Annotated in this window: 18 protein-coding genes; 15 read left to right on the forward strand and 3 right to left on the reverse strand. The window is 45.9% G+C overall.

Annotated elements, in window-relative coordinates:
• Positions 1-43 precede the first annotated feature (43 nt).
• On the reverse strand, positions 44-391 hold the full coding sequence (locus AC3FZD_RS03135; protein WP_488738726.1) for a slr0373 family blue light stress response protein: 348 nt from the start codon (positions 389-391) through the stop codon (positions 44-46).
• A 196-nt stretch (positions 392-587) separates the two neighbouring features.
• Here AC3FZD_RS03135 and AC3FZD_RS03140 point away from each other — a divergent pair, with 196 nt between their 5' ends.
• The 8 genes from AC3FZD_RS03140 to AC3FZD_RS03175 all read left to right on the forward strand — a co-directional run bounded on the left by AC3FZD_RS03140 (position 588) and on the right by AC3FZD_RS03175 (position 7985).
• Positions 588-971: a hypothetical protein gene (locus AC3FZD_RS03140; RefSeq protein WP_488738727.1), complete on the forward strand. Its 384-nt coding sequence runs from the start codon at positions 588-590 to the stop codon at positions 969-971.
• A gap of 25 nt (positions 972-996) precedes the next feature.
• Entirely contained in the window at positions 997-1968 is a 972-nt protein-coding gene (locus AC3FZD_RS03145; RefSeq protein WP_488738728.1) for an Rpn family recombination-promoting nuclease/putative transposase, read from the forward strand.
• 360 nt (positions 1969-2328) lie between these two features.
• Positions 2329-4143 carry an FAD-dependent oxidoreductase gene (locus tag AC3FZD_RS03150; RefSeq protein WP_488738729.1) on the forward strand — a complete coding sequence of 605 codons (1815 nt, stop codon included), beginning with the start codon at positions 2329-2331 and terminating at the stop codon, positions 4141-4143.
• 69 nt (positions 4144-4212) lie between these two features.
• Complete coding sequence (locus tag AC3FZD_RS03155) at positions 4213-4470, forward strand: hypothetical protein (RefSeq protein ID WP_488738730.1); 258 nt, start codon at positions 4213-4215, stop codon at positions 4468-4470.
• A 124-nt stretch (positions 4471-4594) separates the two neighbouring features.
• Complete coding sequence (gene sbcD / locus AC3FZD_RS03160) at positions 4595-5824, forward strand: exonuclease subunit SbcD (RefSeq protein ID WP_488738731.1); 1230 nt, start codon at positions 4595-4597, stop codon at positions 5822-5824.
• Between the two features lie 99 nt (positions 5825-5923).
• A complete protein-coding gene (gene msrP, locus AC3FZD_RS03165) occupies positions 5924-6904 on the forward strand; it encodes a protein-methionine-sulfoxide reductase catalytic subunit MsrP (RefSeq protein ID WP_488738732.1) in 981 nt (326 codons plus the stop codon).
• A gap of 55 nt (positions 6905-6959) precedes the next feature.
• Complete coding sequence (locus AC3FZD_RS03170) at positions 6960-7433, forward strand: hypothetical protein (RefSeq protein WP_488738733.1); 474 nt, start codon at positions 6960-6962, stop codon at positions 7431-7433.
• Between the two features lie 57 nt (positions 7434-7490).
• On the forward strand, positions 7491-7985 hold the full coding sequence (locus AC3FZD_RS03175; protein ID WP_488738734.1) for a DUF4079 domain-containing protein: 495 nt from the start codon (positions 7491-7493) through the stop codon (positions 7983-7985).
• Between the two features lie 102 nt (positions 7986-8087).
• Here AC3FZD_RS03175 and AC3FZD_RS03180 read toward each other — a convergent pair whose 3' ends face one another.
• Positions 8088-9512 (reverse strand): GTP-binding protein, encoded by a 1425-nt coding sequence (locus AC3FZD_RS03180; protein ID WP_488738735.1) that lies wholly within the window; start codon positions 9510-9512, stop codon positions 8088-8090.
• Positions 9513-9620: 108 nt separating this feature from the next.
• Between AC3FZD_RS03180 and AC3FZD_RS03185 the strand changes: the two genes are divergently transcribed.
• On the forward strand, positions 9621-10793 hold the full coding sequence (locus tag AC3FZD_RS03185) for an RNA-guided endonuclease InsQ/TnpB family protein (RefSeq protein WP_488738736.1): 1173 nt from the start codon (positions 9621-9623) through the stop codon (positions 10791-10793).
• Between the two features lie 85 nt (positions 10794-10878).
• Here AC3FZD_RS03185 and gcvT read toward each other — a convergent pair whose 3' ends face one another.
• On the reverse strand, positions 10879-11976 hold the full coding sequence (gcvT, locus tag AC3FZD_RS03190; protein ID WP_488738737.1) for a glycine cleavage system aminomethyltransferase GcvT: 1098 nt from the start codon (positions 11974-11976) through the stop codon (positions 10879-10881).
• 482 nt (positions 11977-12458) lie between these two features.
• Here gcvT and AC3FZD_RS03195 point away from each other — a divergent pair, with 482 nt between their 5' ends.
• The 6 genes from AC3FZD_RS03195 (at position 12459) to AC3FZD_RS03220 (ending at position 17948) form a co-directional block, all read left to right on the forward strand.
• Positions 12459-13889, forward strand: coding sequence for a form I ribulose bisphosphate carboxylase large subunit (locus AC3FZD_RS03195; RefSeq protein ID WP_488738738.1), 1431 nt, complete (start codon positions 12459-12461; stop codon positions 13887-13889).
• Between the two features lie 125 nt (positions 13890-14014).
• Positions 14015-14401 carry a RuBisCO chaperone RbcX gene (gene rcbX / locus AC3FZD_RS03200; protein ID WP_488738739.1) on the forward strand — a complete coding sequence of 129 codons (387 nt, stop codon included), beginning with the start codon at positions 14015-14017 and terminating at the stop codon, positions 14399-14401.
• A gap of 54 nt (positions 14402-14455) precedes the next feature.
• A complete protein-coding gene (locus AC3FZD_RS03205; protein WP_488738740.1) occupies positions 14456-14797 on the forward strand; it encodes a ribulose bisphosphate carboxylase small subunit in 342 nt (113 codons plus the stop codon).
• 231 nt (positions 14798-15028) lie between these two features.
• Positions 15029-15871 (forward strand): hypothetical protein, encoded by an 843-nt coding sequence (locus AC3FZD_RS03210; RefSeq protein WP_488738741.1) that lies wholly within the window; start codon positions 15029-15031, stop codon positions 15869-15871.
• A 120-nt stretch (positions 15872-15991) separates the two neighbouring features.
• Positions 15992-17194, forward strand: a complete 1203-nt coding sequence (locus AC3FZD_RS03215; RefSeq protein ID WP_488738742.1) for a RuBisCO small subunit-like domain-containing protein — start codon at positions 15992-15994, stop codon at positions 17192-17194.
• Positions 17195-17300: 106 nt separating this feature from the next.
• Entirely contained in the window at positions 17301-17948 is a 648-nt protein-coding gene (locus AC3FZD_RS03220) for a histidine phosphatase family protein (RefSeq protein ID WP_488738743.1), read from the forward strand.
• The last annotated feature ends 1 nt before the right edge of the window (position 17949 follow it).

The raw sequence follows: 17949 nt of genomic DNA on the forward strand, positions 1-17949 counted from the left end.
CGGATTAGTCCGGCCGTTCCTATCGGATACGATCCGACAATGTTTAGCACGGAACCAATTCTTCCTCGCCTGATTGAGAAGTGCGGTTAATACTTGACACCCTCTCAATTGGCAGTGCCTCTTCAGACAGCACAGTGGGCTGATTCTTAAGAGAGACCAGCTCTCCATCACTGATAACGACTGAACTTTTACATTCTGGACAGGTATGGATTTGATACGTTTTCCCGTGGGAATCGTTTATATTTTCCACTACCTCTGGGTGTTCCAGGTAGAATGAAACTGCTCGTTCTACAATGGCTGACATCGGTTCTAAATCGACCGCCGCTTGTATTTTTAGCCGACGATGGAGTTCTGGGGGAATGTACAGCGTAACTTTTTGCTTGTCTTGCATATAGCTCTGGAGTCGTCCTATCCGGCTATGCTTATTACCTTATCGATTCTACCATTAGCTGTCAAGACGTAAAGACTGTATGACGGCAACATTGTTACATTACTTTACAAATTCAGCATTATGGAAGCAGACGTTAAAGGCGCTCATCCCTTTGTGTGTCTGTGTTTCACTCTCTGCTTGCTCGGCTAATCCCCCATTGAGCAACTGGAAAATTTATCAAAATCCCCGCTATGGATTTACCTTTCCCTATCCTCACCAATGGCAAGCGCAACCCCCACCGGAAAACCTAGACGGGCAAATTTTTAGTCATCCCGATCGCCCAGAGATTCAGATCCAGGGGTTTGCCCAGTCTCAGGTCGAACCCCTGGGTTTAGAGAATGGGCCAAACTTCGTCACCAACCAGGGAATCAAAGCCGTGTTAACGCCTACCCTAGAGACGACCACCAGCCGGTTAACCCTGAGAATTTATAGCCATCAAGTCTATTATGTTTGGGAGGGGCGATCGCCCAGTTCAGAATTTGCCCAGTATTATTCCCTATTTGAACAGATCGCCAGGGAATACACCATTCCCGTCAAATAGGTAGAGATAAACAAAGGAAAAAATTATGGAATTTATTAGTCCTAAAACTGATTTCGCCTTCAAGCGTATTTTTGGCTCCCAAGGAAGTAAAGATATCCTGATCAGCTTCTTAAATGCCCTCATTTATGCGGGTAACCCAGAAATTAGCGACTTAGAAATTATCGATCCCTATAATCAGGGTGATACAAGTATCCAAAAAGATAGCTATCTGGATGTGAAAGCCGTCTTAGGCAACGGTACAACTGTCCTGATTGAAATGCAAGTGCTGAATGTCCCCGCATTCAAAAAGCGAGTCTTGTATAACTGGGCTAAAACCTATGCCAATCAACTCATCATTGGCAAACCTTACGTGGGACTGCAACCCGTCATTGCTCTAACGATCGCTGATTTTCCCCTATTTCCGGAGGTAGAACCGATTATTACCCACTTTGGTTTAAAAGAGAAAAGTTTACCCTCATTGGACTCTCCTGACAAACAGATCGAACTGATCTTTGTGGAACTACGAAAATTTAAGAAATCCCTGGAAGAACTACAAACGCTCACAGAAAAATGGATTTACTTTATGAAAGAAGCGCCCAATTTACAGATGATTCCCAGTTCTCTCGAAGAAGTGCCAGAAATCGGCAAAGCCTTGGGAATCGCCAATCGAGCCAATTTGAGTCCGAAGGAACTGGAAGAGTTAGAGCGAAAGGAACGGTGGATACTTGACCAGCAGGGTTATGTCGTACAAGCAAGGGCAGAAGGATTAGAAGAGGGACTTCAGCAAGGACTTCAGCAGGGACTTCAGCAGGGACGTGCCCAAGGGCAATTGGAAGCAGCATTAGGGGTGATTTTGCGTCAACTTCAGCGACGGTTTGGAGAAGTGCCTGAAGCTACCATAGCCCAGATGCAACAATTGTCTTTAGATGATTTGGATGAGCTAGGAATGGCGATCCTCGATTGGACGAGTATAGAGGATTTATCCCGTTGGTTGAGTCAGAGGCGATCGATGGAGTGATAACTTAATCAAACCCAAAATCTTGTAGGTTCTATCGTCTGAAATCACCAAACTCATGATTATCTCTCCATCTCTTCAATCTCCTGGTTAAATGTTAACAGATGTAGGTTGGGTTGAGGAACATTCATGTCCGCTTTGCGGAAAACCCAACATAGCGTACTGGCGATTTTGGATTGTACGAGTGTAGAGGATTTATCCCGTTGGTTGAGTCAGAGGCGATCGCTGGAGTAATGGCAAGCCGATCGAACCAAAAACCTTGTAGGGGCGTTTCATGTCCCGAAGGGAAACGGCCCCCCTACTTGACCAAAGCGAAGCCCTTTCTTGCCATAATGCCCAGAGTATCGAACTCTGAGGCAAGCTATGAACCAAATAGAAGAACGCACCGTAGACATCCTCGTTGTCGGTGGGGGAACCGGGGGAACCTGCGCCGCCATTCAAGCCGCTCGCAGGGGCGTAAAAACCCTGCTCGTCAGTGAATTTCCCTGGTTAGGGGGCATGTTAACCGCAGCCGGAGTATCCGCCCCCGATGGGAGCGAGTTAGCCGCTTTTCAAACGGGAATGTGGGGGGCATTTGTGCAAGAATTAACCCAGAAACAACCCGGAGGATTAGACCATAATTGGGTCAGCTTATTTGGATTTACTCCCCAGATAGGGGCGCAAATATTCCAGGACTGGGTAGACGCGCTGCCGAACCTAGACTGGATTTGGGGACAAACCCCCTTAGAAGTGTATCGAAAGGGTAACCGCGTTACCGGGGTTCGCTTTCAAAACTTGCGGGTAAACGCCACTCTTACCCTAGATGGAACCGAACTCGGAGATTTACTTGCTTTAGCCGATATTCCCCATCGTTGGGGATGGGAGATGCAAGCCGAATGGGGGGAACCGAGCGCCCCAAAAGAAGCCAATGAACTCACCCAAAAGTATCCCGTACAAGCGCCCACTTGGGTAATTCATCTGCAAGATTATGGGGAAGGAGTCAACGCGCCAGAAATTCCCGGTTCTGTGGATGAATCAGCGTTTGCGGGTGCATGGGAAAACCATGGGGTAGAGAAATTTTTAAGCTATGGCCGTTTACCCAATGGCAAAATGATGATTAACTGGCCCATTAAGGGCAATGACTATGGCATTAATCTTAATCGCCTGGTGCGATCGCCCCAAGACCAATTTATCCTCTTACAAGAAGCCCTAGAACATAGTCTCAACTTTGGGCGCACCATTCAAAGCCAACTCGGACAGCGCTATGGGTTAGCGGTTAATCAATTTCCCATCCTCGACTCCATCACCTCCCCCCGCTCTGCACTCCTTCCCCAATTCCAACAAGGCATCGCCCTTTACCCCTATTTTCGGGAAAGTCGCCGACTCAAAGGACAAATTACCCTGCGAGAACAGGACATTTTGCCCCAACCAGACGGAAATGTGGCCCAATTACCCAGAGATGAAACAGGAAAGATTAATAGTATTGTTATCGGCAACTATCCCAACGACCATCATTATCCAGAAGTCTCCTTTCCCCTTGCTCCCAAATCTCTACGCTGGGGGGGACGATGGACGGGAACTCCGTTTACCATTCCCTATGGCTGTTTAATTCCAGAGGAAATGACCGGATTTCTCGTCTGCGAAAAGAATATTTCTGTCTCCCATATTGCCAATGGAGCCACCCGCTTACAACCGGTGGTGATGAATATCGGTCAAGCCGCAGGAATGGCAGCAGCGCTCTGTATTCAACGTCAGGAAGACCCCCATAGTTTACCAGTAGGAGTTTTACAATCAGCCCTATTAACCGATACAAGCGCCCCAGCGGCAGTCATTCCCTGTTTTAATCTCACCCATCGCTCCCCAGATTGGCAAAAATGGCAATTCCATTATTTAGATTATGGAAAGGATTATCCCAAAAGCGGCTATGCGCCCTTTTCCCTAGCTCACTTAGGAAGAACTTGTACTGAGGGGTTAGAAGTATCAGGACTTTTTAAGCGCTTGGAGGAACAAAGCTATCAATTTGAGGTCAACAGCCCTGTTGAATGGGGGGGAAGCACTTGGCGACTGATTACCACTGAACCCCTAGTCAATGAGGCTTTACAGAAGCTAGACCATCAAAAACGGGTTCGCCTGCGGGGACGTATTAACTTAGCTGGAGGTTGGATAATTGTGGAAGAAATTACGGACGTTTTTAGTTGATAAACTCTGATCGTTTATCCGGATGAACCAGGGAAACCGATGAGAAGTAGAACAGTTACTTCGAGACAGATGTTTCCCATGCGTACCAACAACTCCATTAAAATTAATCGTTTTCTGTTCTTGTCCTTGGTGATTGGTTCAATAGGTTGGGTTAACCTACAAACGAGTGCCAGTGTTGCTTCCCAGTCTAGTCTATCTGGTACTTATGCTGAAGATCATCGCGGTAGCGGACGCTGTGAAAATGGTTGCCCTTCATCCCAATCCTTTGATGCGACTGAAATAGCTCGTCGAGGCAGTGGGCGAATTGATTCTAGTCAAACCAGTTAACCGTTGAGTAAGGATGACTATTTTCTAGTCCTGAACCTCTAAAGTCATGACAATCTCTGTTAGATTTGATCATCCCTGATAATTAAACTTTATTGGGGATATTTTTATGACTATGGAGGGCAGGATGATTAAGGTTTTACATTTATCGGATATTCATTTGGGCAGTGGATTAAGTCATGGACGGGTGAATCCGGAAACGGGGTTAAATACCCGCTTGGAGGATTTTATCAGGAGCTTGTCCCAATGTATCGATCGCGCGATCGCCGAGCCAGTGGATTTAGTCTTATTTGGTGGCGATGCATTCCCGGATGCGACTCCTCCTCCCTACGTCAGTCAAGGGTTTGCGCGGCAATTTTACCGTTTGGTGGAGGCCAATATTCCTACAGTGTTATTGGTGGGAAATCACGATCAACATGCCCAAGGGAAGGGGGGAGCAAGTTTATCGATTTACCAGACTCTAGGGGTTCCAGGCTTTATTGTGGGCGATCGCCTAGCCTGGCATCAGATTAGCACCCCCCACGGGCCCATACAAGTCATTACCTTACCCTGGTTAACCCGTTCAAGTTTATTCACTCGTCCGGAAACCCAAGAATTATCTCTTTCAGACATTAATCATCAATTAATCGACCGTTTACGAACTGCCCTCGAAGCCCAAATTCGTCGCCTTAATCCGGATATTCCCACTATTCTTTTAGCCCATGTGATGGTCGATAATGCCCACTATGGTGCAGAACGATTTTTAGCCGTTGGCAAAGGGTTTACCATTCCCTTATCCATCCTCGCCCGTCCCTGTTTTGATTATGTGGCTCTTGGTCATGTCCACAAACATCAAATTTTATGCCAGCATCCCCCAGTTGTCTATCCCGGTAGCATTGAACGGGTAGATTTTAGCGAAGAGAAAGAACAAAAGGGTTATGTGCTGGTGGAAGTAGAAAAAGGACAGGCAAATGTAGAATTTCATCCCTTATCTGTACGGGCATTTAAGACCCTAACTGTCGATCTCACTCAGTCAGAAGATCCCCAAGAAAAACTCCTACATACCCTAGAAAAATCATCCATTAAAGATGCCGTTGTGCGCTTAATTTATCAAATTCGCTCCGAGCAATTAGACCGGATCGATTCCCAGCAACTCCATGAACGGCTAGAAGTGGCTCATAGTTATACTATTCAACCCGAATTAGTCAGTCACCTTTCCCGAACTCGACTGCCAGAATTAGGCCAAGGACAAGAAATAGATCCCCTATCAGCGCTACAAGCCTATTTAGACAATCGCGAAGATTTACAAGAGTTAGCCCCACAGATGCTAGAAGCGGCACAAGAGTTATTGAGTGCGGGCAATTTTTTAGATTCTTAGAGGTGGTAAGAAACCCGGTTTCTTTAAGAAATCGGGTTTCTCAGTCATAATACATACGTTAATATAACTAGATATTGCTTGGAGTATTTACCAATTGTCATGACCTTAATCAAAGTTCCCCAAATCTGGGATATACCCAATCCCCAGATCACCCCAGAGTCCGTATTCATGAATCGTCGGCAATTGCTCAAGGGGTTGATGGGAGTGGGAATCACCGCCAGTCTACTCCCCTTAACCGCTTGTAGTAAAACCGGTGAATCAAATTCTACCCTCTCTCCTTATCAAACCCCAGAGGCGATTATTCAAAATCCAGAATTTCCCCAGGGAGATTTGCAAATTACGCCCCAATCCCTTTCTTCCCAATATAATAACTTTTACGAATTTGGAACCACCAAATCTATTCAGCAAGCTGCTCAAGCTTTGCCCACGGAAAACTGGAAAGTTGAGGTAGGAGGATTAGTGAAAAATCCCCAAACCTATGATATCGATGATTTACGCCATAAATTTGACCTAGAAGAGCGAGTATATCGGTTTCGCTGTGTGGAAGCTTGGGCTATGGTTGTGCCCTGGTTGGGGTTCCCCATGCGTAAACTGATCGAAGCGGTGGAACCCACCACCGAGGCTAAATTTGTCCGCTTTACTTCCTGGTACGATAAGGAAATCAGTACCGGCCCCTCCTGGAGTCCCTTTTCTAATATTCCCTGGCCCTATACCGAAGGCTTGCGAATTGAGGAAATGGCTAATGAATTAGCCTTTTTCGCGATCGGAATTTATGGCAAAGATTTACCCAAACAGCACGGCGCTCCCATTCGCCAAGTCATTCCTTGGAAATATGGATTTAAAGGAGCAAAATCTATTGTCAAAATTGAATTTATTGATACTCAGCCTGCCACATTTTGGAATACCATTGATGCCAATGAATATGATTTTGAAGCCAATGTGAATCCAGACAAGCCCCATCCCCGATGGTCTCAAGCCACAGAGCGGGTGATTAGTGAAGGGTCACCGTTCACCTGGCCCAGACAACCGACCTTACCCTATAACGGTTATGGGGAATGGGTAGCTCATTTATATGGTTAAGCCTATGCTTTAAAGAGTGTGAGCATCAAACTTAACCCTTAAAAGGTGACGAGGAGTGAAAACTAAATATTGGAGAGTGAAAGGACTAGGGGCCATCATCGCCAGCCTAGTCCTGTGGGCGTTGCCTGCTTTAGCGCAGCTACCTCGCGATAAAGTGATAGCCCTAGTGGAAGCTCTGCGACTATCCGCCCCCCAAGGGCAAACCGCAGAACCCCTATATGGCCCGTGGAAAATTCGGCCCAATAACATTACCCGATGGTCTCAATGGTGTCTGGGAGAGACTGTCAGCCCAGAACTATTTGCGGCTAATCTGGAGCAAACCAGAGCAGTGTTAGTCTGTATTGTCGGGGATGTTCTGGCGGAAGAATATGCCGCCAGTGCTGAAAATGAAGCGCTTGCCATCCGCAGAACAGCAGCTTGGTGGGTATCGGGTAATCCCAATTTGTACAACCAAGGGGACATTGCTGTTTACACTAAGGAAGTATTGGAGTCTTATCAAGACTTCCGCAACAACCCGACAGACTTTTAGATTCCAAAGTCTGGAAATAGCAAACTACTTGACTCAAATCATTACTCGGATTACTCCATGGACACCATTAGAGACCTTCTGCAACCGATTGTTAACCCTATTGCCGATTATTTCGCCGGTTTGGGTATTCCTGAACCCATCACCCATTGGGGGCATCCCCTGATGATGGGCATTGTTGTTTTTGTGTTGGGCAGTTTTGTGGGCATTGTCGGATGGCGCGGACGTAGTGCTACCGATGAAGAGGTGAAGACTCAAAATATGCTTAATCACCGCAAGCTGGCCCCATTTTTGACCCTATTCTTAGGACTCGGATATACCGGAGGGGTGTTATCTCTGGTGATGCAAGGACAACCGATTCTGGAAAGTCCCCATTTTTGGACGGGTTCCATTGTCTTAGTGATGTTGGGTCTTAATGGCGCAATTTCGATTACCAAGTTTGGGGGAGATAATAAACCTTCCTTGCGTACCCTTCATGCTTATTTGGGTACGGCAGCGTTGGCGTTGTTGTTTATTCATGCCTTTTTAGGCCTGAACTTGGGCTTATCGATTTAAGCGAGTTGAGTAGAGAGGGCAGGGGGATGGTTTGTTTCTCCTCTGTCCTTCTCTAGTTGTTCGATTACGATAGAAGGTTGATGTCAGAGATGGCCTAAAACTTTATATCAAGCTTTGATGGCCCTGTAATTTTGTCCATAATTCATCTTTAATCCGGTTTAAGATGGAAGTCTCATCTAGACCGGATAAAATGCGGCTAACTACGGCTTTTGGCCCGTCGGGGCCCCAGGATGCGCCATTGGCTAAATATTCTTTGGTGACTTGGCCCATGCCGTAGGAGGATAGGGCAGAAATGGTTGCTTGACTGATGGCTACAGAGAGATAGGGCCCAATCGCCGCCCCTGCGGTTATAGGAGTGGCTAAACCGAGCAAACCCTTTAGGCTACTGAGTCCCAGATTAGCGAATAATTCTCCGGCGCTGATTCCTCCCATGGCGATCGCAATTTTTTGCAGTAAATTCAACGCCCCCTGTTGAGTCATGGGGATACCATAGAGTTGGGATAACTTCAGGATCATCACTACATCAATGACGGCTGCACTGAGTAAATCGATCGCCGTCACTGGATTCAGGGCGATCGCCAATCCCTTGACTTTAACAAAATTCCAGATAATTTGATTCCCCTTCCCCTCGCGAATCTCCATCTTGCGCTTAACTAAACGCTCATTGACTGTATCCGCGTAAAGCATTGTATTTAAAGCCACTAAAGACTTGCCCTCGCGATCGAGCAGATCCAAGATTTTCAGCTTCAAATCCTCCACCTGCGGTTCTCCCCGCACCAACTTCACCCCCAAACTGCCATCGGGCCGACGCACCCCTTCCGGAACCAAGGGACAAGCGGCCGCCATCACAATTTCCTCTGGGGATAACAACTCCTTCACCCGTTCATCGCGAATTTTTTCATAAATCATCATCCGATCCGTATCCGGATATTGATCGATCTTATTAAACACCAACAAAATCGGCTTACTCTCCGTTCGCAACAAAGACAAAGCCTCATATTCTACCTGGGTCATATCCCCAGCAATCACAAACAAAATTAAATCCGACTGTTTCGCCACCTGGTGAGCAAGCTGCGCTCGTTGCTGGCCATTCACCTCATCAATTCCTGGCGTATCCATCAACTGAATCTGGGCCTGTCCTTGTCTCCCAATGGTCACCCGGACTAACTCTGACTCCTGTTGATAACCCACTTGCCAAGACGCTCCATGGATGGCACGAGTGACCCCATGGGTGGGGCCCGTTTCAAACACTGGATTCCCCAACAGCGCATTCAGAACCGAAGATTTTCCCCGTCCCACCAAACCAAAGACGGCAATTTGTACTCGACTTTGTTCTAACTTATCGAGCATTCCTTGTAAATCTTCAATTTCTGCTTCTAGTCCCGACCGTTCTGAGTCACTCAAATCCAAATTCCTGACCAAGGATTGTAAGGAATCCGTAGCCTGCTTATAGTTTAATTCTGCTTGAATATCAGCAAAGCTAAGGAGAGTTTGTTCGAGCTGTTGCTCAAAATCTGTGTCACTCATCAGAAAAATTGGGTCTGAAACCCCGCCCTTCCAGGGCGGCTTTACTAACCATAGGCTACCACAATTACATCTTAGGTGCTACCCTGTGAAAAATCCTTTGACTCACACATGGAAAGAGCATTTAACTACCGATTTTACCCAACCTTAGAGCAAGAGTCGCTATTGCGGCGAACTTTGGGTTGTGTAAGATTAGTTTACAACAAAGCGCTCCATGAAAGAACTCAGGCTTGGTATCAACGACAAGAAAAAATCGATTACGCTCAAACCTCTTCAATGTTGACCAACTGGAAAAAACAAGAAGAGTTAGATTTCTTAAATGAGGTAAGTTGTGTCCCCTTACAACAAGGATTAAGACACCTACAAACCGCATTTACCAACTTTTTTGCCAAGCGTGCTAAGTATCCCAATTTCAAGAAAAAACACCAAGGAGGTAGTGCGGAATTTACTAAATCAGCATTCAAGTTCAAAGACGGTAAAATCTATTTAGCCAAATGTAAAGAACCATTAGCCATTCGTTGGTCTCGTCAGATCCCATCCGGTTGTCTCCCAAGTTCTGTAACCGTAAAACTCCATCCGTCAGGACGTTGGCATATTTCCATTAGATTTGATGACCCCATCATTAAACCTTTACCTGCTAACGATAAAGCAGTAGGTATTGACTTAGGAATTAGCAGCCTGTTAACAACCAGTGAGGGAGATAAAATAGCTAACCCCAAACCCTTAAAAAAACACTACCGTAAGTTAAGGAGACTTCAAAAAAGCTTATCAAGAAAACAGAAAGGCTCTCACAATAGATACAAAGCCAGAGTAAAACTGGCTAGAGTTCACCAGAAAATCACCGATACCCGAACTGACCATTTACATAAGCTAACCACTCAACTGGTGCGCGAAAACCAAACGATAGTGGTTGAGGACTTAGCTGTTAAGAATATGGTCAAAAATAGAAAGCTGGCACAAGCAATATCAGACGCAAGTTGGGGAGAACTGACTCGACAATTGGAATACAAATGCCGATGGTATGGCAGAAACTATATTGAAATAGATAGGTGGTTTCCTAGTTCTAAGCGTTGTAGTAATTGCGGGCATGTGGTTGAAAAGATGCCGTTAAATATTCGGCAATGGGAATGTCCTAAGTGTGGCATACATTTAGATCGCGATATAAATGCCAGTTGTAATATCTTGGCCGCAGGACTTGCGGTGTCAGTCTGTGGAGCGAGTGTAAGACCAGAGCAGAGTAAATCTGTGAAGGCAACTGCTATGAAGCAGAAACCTAAATTGTGAGATTTAGGAATCACGGTGGCTTCAGCCCGGTGAGGATGTCAAGGATGGGTTAAGATGATGGGCAATGATAACGGTTTCATTGAATTTACTCAGCCCGATAAAAGGGTTTTTTCACCACTTTCATCGGATAGTGTTTGCCGCGAATTTCTACCTCTACTTCTTGGCCAATTTTGGCCCATTTTTTGGGTAAGTAAGCCATGGCAATAGGATAACCGAGGGTGGGGGAAAGGGTTCCACTGGTGACTTCAGAAACGACTTCTCCTCCGACTAAAAGGGGATAGCCATGACGGGCAATATGGCGACCTTCTCCTTGCAGTCCCACTAAGCGGTTAGAGACTCCATGAGCTTGCTGCTCTTCTAAGACGGAGCGACCGATAAAGTCACCTTTAGTGTTGAGGTGGACTAACCATTTTAAACCGGCTTCTAGGGGGGTGGTGGTTGAGTCAATATCTTGACCATAGAGGGCTAAGGCGGCTTCTAAGCGTAGGGTATCTCTGGCTCCCAAACCGCAGGGAGTAACGCCTGCTTGGAGGAGGGTATCCCAGAGTTGTAGGGCTGTGTCTGGGTTGAGCATCATTTCTACTCCATCTTCGCCCGTGTAGCCGGTGCGAGCGACGAAGGCGGAGCTACCGAGGAGGGAAAGGGTGATGTGACCGAAGCGGGGAATGGATGAGAGGTCTGTTTCGACTAGGGTTTGTAGGGTGGCAATGGCTTTGGGGCCTTGCAGAGCAATGAGGGCTTGATGGGGGGTTCGATCGTCGAATTGGATTTTATCGCGATCGAGGTGTTTTTCGATCCATTGGCGATCGCCCTCACAGGTGGCAGCATTGACAATAATGGCTACTTTTTCCTCTCCGTTGCTCTCTTGGCTTTGCAGATAGACGATAATATCGTCAATAATGCCTCCCTCTGGATTCAGGAGTACCGTATATTGAGCCTGACCCGGTTGCAGACGAGCTAGATCTGAGGGTACAAGGGTTTGTAAACAAGCAATGACTGAAGGGCCACTGAGGAAGAATTTGCCCATATGGGAGATGTCAAACATTCCGACTTGGGTTCTGACGGCTTCATGTTCTTGTTTGATTCCTGAAAATTGCACTGGCATTTCCCAACCGGAAAATTCAGTCATTTTTGCCTTCTGTTTTACGCACGAGTCAAACAGTGGAGTATGAAGTAAAGCCATAAGTTAATGTCTCAATGATCCTACAGGCACTATAGCAAAAGATCCCCCATGCTAGAAGCCGTTCAGCAGGTTAGGCTAAGTACAGGGGCGATCGCCATGGCCATCATGAAAGTTATATTTTGTCAAAAATAATGACCATATCGTAACATTTTTCTTTAGTCTTCCTCTTGGGAAAGATAACGTTATATTGCGTTGTCTGAGAAGAAAAAATAAGGATATTTACTCATCGAGCCTTGGGTGGGTTGGGTTTATTGGCGATCGCCAACCCGAATCTGAAAAATAAAGCTTTATATTTTCTTAATAAATGTAGATTTTTGTCAAGATGATTGTGATAAAGCTTAATAATCCCTGTAAACATAAGTAAGGATTATTTGCAAAACAAGTAGAAGTGAACAAAAAAAGGCCCGAATCTTGATATATTCTTAAACATCTAGCCAATCGGCACAAAACGTATTAAGTGCTAGTTTTTAGGAAGGGATTTCATGTCTTACGCTCAAACCCAAGCCCAGTCTAAATCTGGGTATCAAGCTGGTGTAAAGGATTATAAGCTAACCTACTACACACCAGATTACACACCGAAAGATACCGATGTTCTGGCTGCATTCCGGATGACCCCCCAACCGGGCGTTCCTCCCGAAGAAGCAGGCGCTGCGGTAGCTGCGGAATCCTCCACCGGAACCTGGACAACAGTATGGACTGACCTGTTAACCGATCTCGATCGCTACAAAGGTCGTTGCTACGATATTGAAGCGGTTCCTGGAGAAGATAACCAATACATTTGTTATGTAGCTTATCCTCTAGATCTGTTTGAAGAAGGCTCTGTCACCAATATGTTGACCTCCATTGTAGGTAACGTATTTGGTTTCAAAGCTCTGCGTGCCCTGCGTTTAGAAGATATGCGGATTCCCATCGCCTATCTGAAAACCTTCCAAGGCCCTCCCCACGGAATCACCGTAGAACGGGACAAACTCAACAAATATGGTCGTCCCCTGCTCGGTTGTACCATCAAACCCAAACTCGGTTTATCCGCTAAAAACTACGGTCGTGCCGTATATGAATGTCTGCGCGGCGGTCTAGACTTCACCAAAGACGACGAAAACATCAACTCTCAGCCCTTCATGCGCTGGAGAGACCGCTTCCTGTTCGTTCAAGAAGCGATTGAAAAAGCCCAAGCGGAAACCGGTGAAATTAAAGGTCACTACTTAAACGTAACCGCTCCTACCGTAGAACAAATGATGCAACGGGCCGAATTCGCCAAAGAAATCGGCACTCCCATCATCATGCATGACTACCTCACCGGAGGATTCACCGCTAACACCACTCTTGCTAGATGGTGTCGTGACAACGGCGTACTGCTGCACATTCACCGTGCGATGCACGCCGTAATTGACCGTCAGAAAAACCATGGTATTCACTTCCGTGTTCTCGCCAAATGTTTACGGATGTCTGGTGGTGACCACCTGCACTCTGGAACCGTTGTAGGTAAACTCGAAGGTGAAAAAGGGATCACCATGGGCTTCGTTGACCTCATGCGCGAAGACCATATTGAACAAGACCGTCAACGCGGGATCTACTTCACCCAAGATTGGGCTTCTATGCCTGGGGTAATGCCCGTTGCTTCCGGTGGTATTCACGTATGGCACATGCCAGCTCTGGTAGAAATCTTTGGTGACGACTCCTGCTTACAGTTCGGTGGTGGAACCTTGGGTCACCCCTGGGGTAATGCTCCTGGTGCAACCGCTAACCGTGTGGCTCTGGAAGCTTGTATCCAAGCTCGTAACGAAGGTCGTAACCTCTTCCGCGAAGGTGGAGATGTCATCCGCGAAGCTTGTAAATGGTCTCCTGAATTGGCCGTTGCTTGCGAACTGTGGAAAGAAATCAAGTTCGAGTTCGAGGCCATGGATACCCTCTAATCTCTGTCCAGAGTTAGAGCATCCGTTAAGAGGAAGAAGAGGCAAGAGTGTTGTTAATTACAATCTTGCCCCTAGTCTCCCTCTAAAATCGGAGATTCTTTCATCTTAGCGGCCGAGATCAGGACATGGATATTAAAAATGTTGCCAAAGCTACTAGCCGTGTAATGGCAAGTTATCTCACTTATCAAGCGGTGAAAGTAGTTACGAACCAGTTAAGAGAAACCAATCCCGGTGAAGCGATTTGGCTGAGTGGATTTTCCTCAACGGGGAAAATTCAGGATGGGGAAGCCTATCTAGATGAACTATTCCAAGCCAAACCAGAAATGGCCTTCCGGGTGATGACGGTACGAGAACATTTGGCCCAAGAAGTTACTGAGTTTTTACCGGAAATGGTTCGCAGTAATATTCAACAGAGCAATATGGAACATCGCCGTCAATATCTTGAACGGGTAACACGACTTAATATCCCTGATTCTTCTTCCGATACCCAATCCCCAGCCGATTCAGATTGAGGATTGCTGGATTACTTCGAGTCCAATATTCTAGACACAACTGCTTAAAAAACCATGCAAACTTTACCTAAAGAGCGCCGTTACGAAACGCTTTCTTATCTGCCTCCTCTGACTGATGCCCAGATCAAGATGCAAATCCAGTATATTTTGGATCAAGGCTATATTGCTGGTGTGGAATTTAGTGAAGATTCCAGCCCGGAAATGCACTACTGGACGCTGTGGAAACTGCCCCTGTTCCATGCTAAAACCGTTAATGAAGTGATGGCTGAAATTGATGCTTGTCGCGCTGAATATCGTGAAAGCTATGTTCGGGTGATGGGATTTGACAATATTAAACAGTGTCAAGTTCTGAGCTTCATTGTTCACAAACCTAACACTAATATCCGTCGTTACTAAGTTATATAGTGCTACGCACTGGTAATGGGTAACGGGTAATGGGAGGATCAAAACAAATCAGTCTTTGTCCATTATCGAAAGATAGCTCATACCTCAAGGCGTGCTTCTATACTTAGTAAATAAGTCAAGGTATGGGGAGGGGTAAGGTTACTTGCCCCTCCTTTGTTGATCGCAGAAAGTTGTGCTGGCTATAATAGCAGTAAATGGACTGCATAAATCAGAAGTGATGTTATGAGTGAGCCAAAGCCAATGCAAGGCAACGATCGCAGCCCTCCATCTGGAAACAAGAAAGTATTGTTAGAACAATTACAGATTGGGGTGAGTGTCATCGTGGCCATTTTTGGTGCTTATACCTCATGGCAAGCGACTATAGCAGCAAGAAATTCAGCAGAAATCCAGACGAAACTTGAAGAACAAGCGCAAGAAAATCAAAGGGTTCAAAAGTTTGTTGAGTTAATCCAGGCACAATTAGAAAACCTGGCTGGAGCAGACCAAACTAAGGCTAAAATTGCTTTGGTGAGTCTTTATAATTTAGCTGAAGACGATAATGAAAAACGGATTTTGTTCACGATTCCTATATCGAGTCAGAATACAGAGCTGACTCAAACGATATCAGGATTAATCCTTGATGATGATTCAGTGACTGATGAATTTAAAGGTTATATTCTCGATAAGCTCAGTAGTATACAAACAGCACAGAATCCGGTGAGTGAATCCTATGATATAGCAGAAATAGCGAATAGTCCTGAGAAAGAACTTTTACAGAAACTAACAGAAGAGCAATCTAATGTACAGGGATGGATCTATCTAGGTAAAGTTAGGTCTGGAAGTCAAACTTTAGAGGAGGATAAAACTAAAACAATTAAGCAAGATAATGTTCCTCAACCTCAGACTAATATTGAAACGATTAATTCAATTAACTTAAGGGATAAAGGGACAAAGTTGGCAAGCATTAAGGGCATTGTTCCTCCTAATTCTACACTGGCGGTTGAAGAAGTGACAACGGTGAGACTTAATGATGATTATGATACTGTATGGGCAAAAATATCCCTGATTTCTGCTCAGTCAAGTTGACATTATTCAAGGCGGAAAATCCCGCGATAAATTGGGGGACTTTTAGGGGAACCAGAGAAGTTTGAGTTATAATAATATCAAGTTCAGTCACTGTATCGGATAGATGGCATCAGAATCTGTATGACTTATTATATTGCGCCTCGATTTCTCAATAAAGTTGCCATCCATATCACCAAGAATTTCTTAGATTTACCTCAAGTGCCGGTTCCCCTGATTTTAGGAATTCATGGCCGCAAGGGAGAAGGGAAAACGTTTCAATGTGAATTAATCTTTGAGAAGATGGGCGTGGAAGTTGTCCATATGTCTGCGGGAGAATTGGAAAGTCCGGATGCGGGAGATCCGTCTCGGTTAATTCGGTTGCGCTATCGGGAAGCGGCTGAATTAATTAAGGTGCGGGGGAAAATGACGATATTAATGATTAACGATTTGGATGCGGGGGCAGGTCGTTTAGATGAGCGTACCCAATATACGGTGAATACGCAATTGGTGCATGGCACATTAATGAATATTGCTGATCGGCCCACGGATGTGCAACTTCCCGGAAGCTACGATCCCACCCCCCTACACCGCGTCCCCATTATTGTTACGGGAAATGACTTTTCCACGCTCTATGCTCCCCTCATTCGGGATGGACGGATGGAAAAATTCTATTGGGAACCCGATCGCCAAGATAAAGGTGGTATTGTCAGTGGTATCTTTGCTCCGGATAATCTTCCGAGTGCAACCATTGAACAGTTGATCGATCGCTTTCCCGAACAACCGATTGATTTCTTTGCCGTACTGCGATCGCGCCTGTATGATGACCAAATTTTACACCTGCTCGAAACCATCGGCTATGACAAAATTGGCAAACGATTAGTTAATAGCAAAGAAAAACCCCCCGAATTTCCCAGCCAAACCTGGAGTTTAGACCAACTGCTGCAAATGGCAGAACAATTGCAAGAACAGCAGCACCATATTAACCGGCTGAAATTATCCCAAACTTATCAACCCAATCCCCAATCGAAAACAGCACCCTCTCCCAGAGTGACAGAGGAGTTACCCCCAAGTTCTCCCCCTGTTAATCTCCCCTCAGAGATGACCCAACAAGTGCAACAGATTCTAGAGGGGGGCTATAGTTTAGGTGTAGAAATAGCTGATTCTCGCAGATTTCGGACGGGATCGTGGCAAAATGCTCGCCCCATATCCGCTCAAAGCGTGCAAGAGGCACTGTTCCAATTGAGGAGTATTTTAGAAGAGCATCCCCAAGAGTATATCCGGTTAATTGCGATCGACCGCCAACGCAAACAGCGCATCCTGGAAATCCTGATTCAAAAACCTTAAAGGAGTTTTTTGTGATTCAAGTATTACCCAAATTAACAACCTTTGATGAATTGATTGAATGGCTACCATTATTTTTTGAAGTTGACTAAGGATTGAATCTGGCGATATGGCTCAAACAATTTGGATTGCACGACATGCTAACCGCTTGGATTTTGTGAATCCGGAGTGGTTTAATACGGCCGATCGCCGTTACGATCCGCCCTTATCTGATGATGGTTTAGTGCAAGTGCAGGAGTTGGCCGATCGCCTAAAATCAGAAGGAATCAGCCGGATTTTTGCTTCCCCCTTTCTGCGAACGGTGCAAACGGCCCATGGGGTGGCGGAAGTGCTGAATTTACCCCTGCGCTTGCATTGGGGGTTGGGAGAGTGGTTAAATCCAGAGTGGATGACCCAAATGCCCGAAATTCGGTCATTGTCAGAATTGGCGGCCGAGTTTCCCCATATCGATCCAGAGGTTCCCATTGAGGGAGTACCGGGTTATCCTGAAACTGAGTCCCAATGTTTCGCCCGTGCCCGACAAACTATCCGCACTTTAGTAGAGCGGTTTCCTGATGAGGATTTGCTCTTGGTCGGCCATGGTGCGTCGGTGTTGGGGATGGCGATGGGACTGGTGGATGGGGTGAAGGGAACGGATGTGAATGCGTCCTTGTGCGCTCTGGTGAAGGTGGTGAAGGATGGCGATCGCTTCATCATGGAGTTAAATGGGGATACTTCCCATTTAAGTTCTCGTGAAAGTCGAATTCGGTTTAATTAAG

The sequence above is a fragment of the Roseofilum sp. KMC-1 genome, from assembly GCF_057802075.1.